Source organism: Chryseobacterium cupriresistens (assembly GCF_046614675.1).
GTDB classification, from domain to species: Bacteria; Bacteroidota; Bacteroidia; order Flavobacteriales; family Weeksellaceae; genus Chryseobacterium; species Chryseobacterium cupriresistens.
This window is the reverse complement of sequence record NZ_JBKKJT010000042.1, coordinates 1-286: the sequence shown is the minus strand read 5'-3', so window position 1 is coordinate 286 and position 286 is coordinate 1. Positions and strand designations below refer to the sequence as shown.

Here is a 286-nt window from a genome sequence, read left to right as displayed (position 1 = left end):
ACGCCCCCTGCATGAGGCGGGAAAGCTCGGTGCTGTGCTGTTCCAGTTTCCGCATTGGGTAACTGCGGTGCCGAAGTCGATTGCGCACGTTGAGCACTGCGCGGAAAGGATGCATCCCCTCCTGACCGCGTTCGAATTCCGACATGAAGGCTGGTTCAACGTCAAGAACCGGGAATCCATGCTTGCGATGGAGCGTGAACGCGGCATCGTGCATGTCATCGTTGACGCACCGGAAGGCATAACGAAGCGCACACATACGGTCTGGGAGGTGACTTCTCCCGAACTG

The 286-nt window shown here is 58.4% G+C and carries 1 protein-coding gene; it reads left to right on the top strand.

From position 1 onward, the window contains the following. Positions 1-286, top strand: a 286-nt coding sequence (locus ACLI50_RS22580; protein WP_411414680.1) for a DUF72 domain-containing protein, incomplete at both ends; no start/stop codon positions are given.